3 protein-coding genes are annotated in these 3,087 nt (G+C 44.7%); 1 reads left to right on the plus strand and 2 read right to left on the minus strand.

All coding sequences use genetic code 11. The features are described from left to right. Positions 1 to 196, minus strand: a 196-nt coding sequence (locus tag A3735_RS17515; protein ID WP_068638361.1) for a transposase, incomplete at its 3' end; no start/stop codon positions are given. Between the two features lie 63 nt (positions 197 to 259). Continuing rightward, complete coding sequence (locus A3735_RS17520) at positions 260 to 442, minus strand: DUF6160 family protein (RefSeq protein WP_068510164.1); 183 nt, start codon at positions 440 to 442, stop codon at positions 260 to 262. Between the two features lie 473 nt (positions 443 to 915). Between A3735_RS17520 and A3735_RS17525 the strand changes: the two genes are divergently transcribed. Continuing rightward, positions 916 to 3,087, plus strand: a 2,172-nt coding sequence (locus tag A3735_RS17525; protein WP_304439993.1) for a histidine kinase dimerization/phospho-acceptor domain-containing protein, incomplete at its 3' end; no start/stop codon positions are given.

Below are 3,087 nucleotides of genomic sequence, written 5' to 3' on the forward strand. Positions count from 1 at the left end.
CTTGCTCTGACGTAAGCTTGCCATTGCCTCTGAAAGCATTGCCTGAATCGTTTTGATATTCTTTTATCCAACGCCCCAGTACCTGTGCGCTAATACCCAGGCTACGGGCTGCCTCTGTCCTAGTGTGGCCTTGATCAAGCACCAGACTAATCGCGTCCAATTTAAATTCTTGGGAATATTTTTTTCGTGTATTCAATTTACCTTCTCCAGTTAGGACGTATTATGTCTTAACTGGACTGGTCATATCTATTAGACCACGTCAACCAGCATCTTTATACATGAACTGACCGATAGATACTTTAGTTTCTAAATCGATAGTTAAACCAGCTTGACCAGTTAATTCACCCATTGTTGAATCATCAAGAGCTTTTAATTCTGCTTGTGCGCCCGCTGCTACTGCTGCGATTGCGGATGCTAATGCTATTTTCTTCAGGCCTTTCATATTAGTTACCTAAGTTTTGGGTTCGCATACTTTAGGTTCTGCCCAACTGAAAACGTGTTAGTTGTATATTCATGAATATTTACCAGATATCAATTTTCACTAGTATATGCTTTTGATTTTGACTTTGTCGTGAATTCAATCACAGCGCGTTTGCTATAATAGGGGTCATATTGAATTTTGCCTTCTTATCACCAGTTTGAGATATCAGGTAGCTGCTTAATAACAGCAGTATTCAGCCAAAGTTTAAGCAAGTGCCAGTGTCTTAAATTGGCACTTTTCTGACCAAGTCTTGCTTAGAATGGTTAGGCCCAAGTCAGACAATTTATTCTAATAGGCCAGCTTGGGTGCTGACTTTTAGGCATTAGTTATATCGTGACCTAACACGTTTAAAGCTCGTTTTCGCCCTAAAAAAGCATTACCCTGTCTAGCTAAATACTCATTTATAAGTACATAAAACTTTTGCTATAGAGCTTATGCCTGCCAAACAGAAGATTCTTAAAGTTCGTCGCCACTATAACCAGTGGGTGGCTGACCAAACCCTAGAAGATTACGCCTTACGATTCACCGCTCGTAAAGCTCGGCGTATGGGTATTAGCCGTGTCGGCAAAACCGCTTTAGGGGCGACTGCTTTTTTGGCACTTGAAAGCATTGCTGCAGCGGTAACGATTAACTATGGCTTTGTGAATACCATTGCAGCGATGTTAGTCGTTGCAGCGGTTTTCTTTATTACCGGTTTTCCAATTGCTTACTACTCAGCTAAACACGGTTTAGACATTGATCTTTTGACGCGAGGTGCCGGGTTTGGCTACTTAGGCTCCACAGTCACGTCACTTATTTATGCTTCGTTTACTTTTATCTTCTTTGCGATTGAAGCCGCTATTCTCGCATCGGCTTTACATGCCTTGCTGGGTATTCCGCTATCGATCGGGTATTTCATTTGCGCTGTGGCGGTTATCCCTATTGTGATCCGGGGGATTACCACTATTTCGCGTTTTCAAGTCGGGACGCAAACTCTGTGGTTACTATTACAAATCGCGGCAATCGCTACCGTGATCATTGTCGAATATGATACTTTGCCTGCTTGGACAGACTATCAGCCAAAGGGCCTTAGTAATGCAGGTGAATTCAATTGGCTATTGTTCGGCGCCGCTGCTTCAGTATTTTTTGCCTTGGTTGCTCAGATTGGTGAGCAGGTAGACTATCTACGCTTTCTTCCTCCTAAGACTGAACAGAATAAGAAAAAGTGGTGGTTTTGGTTGGTCTTATCAGGGCCAGGCTGGATCTTTATCGGTTTGCTGAAAATGCTCTTTGGCTCCTTTATCGCTTATATTGCGATTACAGAAGGGGCTACTTATGTGGTCGCCAGCGACCCGACTTATATGTACGAACGTGTATTTAATTACCTGACTAACTCACCGTCAATGTCGCTTATTTTAGCTGCGGTTATGGTGATTATCTGCCAGATGAAGATCAACGTAACGAACGCTTATGCCGGGTCGATAGCTTGGTCTAACTTCTTCTCGCGGGCAACTCACAGCCACCCTGGGCGGGTTGTTTGGTTGGTCTTCAATGTGACAATTGCTTTGATTCTGATGGAGTTAGGTGTGCATGAGGCACTCGAAGCAATTTTGGGGGTTTTCGCTATTGTCGCAGTGAGTTGGCTAGGCTCGCTTACTGCAGACTTATTGATTAACAAACCACTTGGGCTCAGCCCCTCTTATATCGAGTTTAAGCGAGGTCACCTCTATGATGTTAACCCGGTTGGTACTGTTTCAATGGTGGCTGCCTGTATTCTTGGTTTAGCTGCATATCTTGGGGTGTTTGGCGAGACAAGTAAGAATCTTAGCCACTTTATTTCTTTGTTAGCCTGTTTCATCTTTGTGCCACTGATCGCTTATATTACCAAAGGAAAGTATTACTTAGCGCGACAGTCCCCAGAGCTTATTCCCATTATAGAGGAAGCGAAAACCAGAGCTTCGTCGGGTGCTGCACCGTCACCATACCCGTCTATTGGACCGACGCTTACCTGCGGCGTCTGTGACAATGACTTTGAAGTGGAGGACATGAGTTATTGTGGCGTTTATGCTCAGCCTATATGTTCGCTCTGTTGTTCCCTCGATGTGCGTTGTCTAGATAGCTGCAAACCTCATGCTAGGCTTTCTCGTCAGGTGGTGAATTTCTTAAGGCGCTTTATGCCAGGCAAGTTAGTGCGTTCTACGAATTCAAGGCTAGGGCGTTTTGCTGGGCTGCTTATTATTACGAATATGATCAACGCCGCGATGCTGGCCTTGGTTTATGAGCATATGATGCCTTCTGCGATTGCCGATCAGGAGGTGCTAAAGCAAAGTCTGATCACACTGTTCTTTATTTTCTTGATCGTTACGGGTGTGATTTCCTGGCTGTTTCTCTTGGCGCACGAGAGCCGGGTGGTAGCCCAAATTGAGTCCAATCGGCAAACACGTAAGCTGATGCGAGAAATCCAAGCTCATGAGAAAACCGATCTGGAATTGCAACAAGCCAAAGAGCATGCAGAGCAAGCGAATGACGCCAAGAGTCGCTATCTATCTGGGATCAGTCACGAGCTGAGAACCCCGCTTCAATCGATACTCGGCTATGCGCAATTACTGACTGACAAGCAGGACCTT

The organism is Oleiphilus sp. HI0061 (assembly GCF_001635675.1).